Here is a 1,835-nt window from a genome sequence, read left to right on the forward strand (position 1 = left end):
GATCGGCCCGGCCGGGGCGCCGTCGGGGGTGCCGTCCGGGCCGGGCGGCAGGTCTGCGGCGGTGACCACGGCGTGCACCCCGGGCAGCGCCAGCGCGGCCGAGGTGTCGATCCCGCGGATCCGGGCGTGCGGGTGCGGTGAGCGCAGCACCGCGCCCCACAGCAGCCCCTCGGCCCACAGGTCGGCCGCGTACGGGTAGATGCCGAGCGCCTTGGGCAGCGCGTCGTTGCGCAGCGGGGAGCTGCCCAGGCCGGTCGGCTCCGGTGCGCCGCCCTCGCCGCCGTCCTGCTGGAGTGCTGCGCCGATGTCGGTAGGCGACGTCATGATGCGTGGTCGTCCTCGGGGAGCCGGATGCCGTGGGCGGGGGTGGCGCCGTACGGGACACCGGCCGGGGCGGCGCCCTCGACCGGGGCACCGTGCGGGTGCGGGGCGGCGTACGGGGTGCCGTGCGGCGGGGTGCCGTCGTAGGCGGCGCCGGGCAGCGGGGTGCCGTGCGCGGGGGTGGGCTCGTAGACCGGGGCGTCGTACCCGGTGTCGTAGCCGTTCTGCTGCTGGTGGCCGTCCTGGTAGGGCACGTAGGTGCCGTGGGCGGGGGTGGCCTGGTACGGCTGCTCGGGGTACCCCTGCGGCGGGTAGTACACCTGGTCGTCGGCGGCCTGGGCGGGGATGCCGTCCCGGATCGGGGCCAGCACGGTGGTGTCGTACACGCCGGTGTCGTAGCCGCCCTGGGGGTCGCCGTACGGCAGCCCGGCCGGGGCCTGCTCGACGGCGTGCGGCGCGGCGGGGTGCGGCTCGACGGGGTGCTGCGCCGCGGCGTGGGCGGCCGGGTGGGGCTCGACGGGCTGCTGCGGGACGTGCTCGATCCAGGCCTCGGCGTCGGTGTAGACCGGCGGCTCGACGGCCTGCCCGGGGTCGACGGGCAGGTCCACCGGCAGCTCGGCGGCCGGCTCGGCCGGCGCCTCGGGAGCGGGCTCGACGGCCTCCTCCGCCTGCTCGGCCTCCAGCGCGCGGGCGTCCGCGACGGTCTGGACGGCGGCCAGCACGCCCCGGTAGCCGGTGCAGCGGCAGAGGTTGCCGCAGAGCGCCTGGCGGGCCTCCACCTCGGTGGGCCGGTGGTTGCGCTGGAGCAGGTCGTGCACCGCCATCGCCATGCCGGGGGTGCAGTAGCCGCACTGGACGGCGCCGGAGGCGGCCAGCGCCTGCTGGACGCCGCTCGCGCCGCCGGCGGCCGACAGGCCCTCGACGGTGTTGATCTCGCTGTCGGCGGCCAGGGCGGCGGGCACCAGGCAGCCGGCCACCAGCTGGCCGTCCACCTGCACCGAGCAGGCCCCGCACTCGCCCTGCTCGCAGCCGTCCTTGGCGCCGGCCAGGCCGAGCCGCTCGCGCAGCACGTAGAGCAGGCTCTCGCCGATCCACGCGTCGGTGACGGGCCGTTCGAAACCGTTGACCCGCAGCGTGTACGAGGCGCACGGGCGCAGCTCGCGGCTGACCTGCGGGGAGGGGCCGAGCGGGTCGGCGTCCAGGGTCTCGATGGGGTCTGTGGTCACTTCAGCGCCCTTCCCAGTGCCCGTCGGGCCAGCACCGATACGGTACGCCGCAGCCGAACGGCGGCCGCGGTCGGCCCCTCGGTCACGGCCTCCCAGGCGCCCTCGGCGCCGTAGTTGTCGGGGACGCAGGCGGCGGCCACGTACTCGCCGAAGGCGGCGGTCGCGGCCGGGTCGATCTCCCGGCTGCCGTCCCAGTCGATGCAGCCGGCCACCCAGGCCTCGGCCTCCAGCGGGCGCAGCGGCACCGGCGCGACGGCCCCGACGGCGCAGCGCACCGCGCGCCGGGCC

Annotated in this window: 1 protein-coding gene and 2 pseudogenes; all 3 read right to left on the minus strand. The window is 77.7% G+C overall.

Translation table 11 applies throughout. The features are described 5' to 3' along the window. A pseudogene (locus KS423_RS44740) lies at nucleotides 1–324 on the minus strand (oxidoreductase); the annotation flags it as partial. Beyond that, complete coding sequence (locus tag KS423_RS48705) at nucleotides 321–1,547, minus strand: 2Fe-2S iron-sulfur cluster-binding protein (RefSeq protein WP_374120180.1); 1,227 nt, start codon at nucleotides 1,545–1,547, stop codon at nucleotides 321–323. The gene KS423_RS48705 and the pseudogene KS423_RS44740, both read right to left, overlap by 4 nt. Beyond that, nucleotides 1,544–1,835 (minus strand): annotated as a pseudogene (locus KS423_RS44750) (dehydrogenase); the annotation flags it as partial. The pseudogene KS423_RS44750 and the gene KS423_RS48705, both read right to left, overlap by 4 nt.

The organism is Streptomyces sp. LS1784, assembly GCF_020103755.1.
Taxonomy (GTDB): domain Bacteria; phylum Actinomycetota; class Actinomycetes; order Streptomycetales; family Streptomycetaceae; genus Kitasatospora.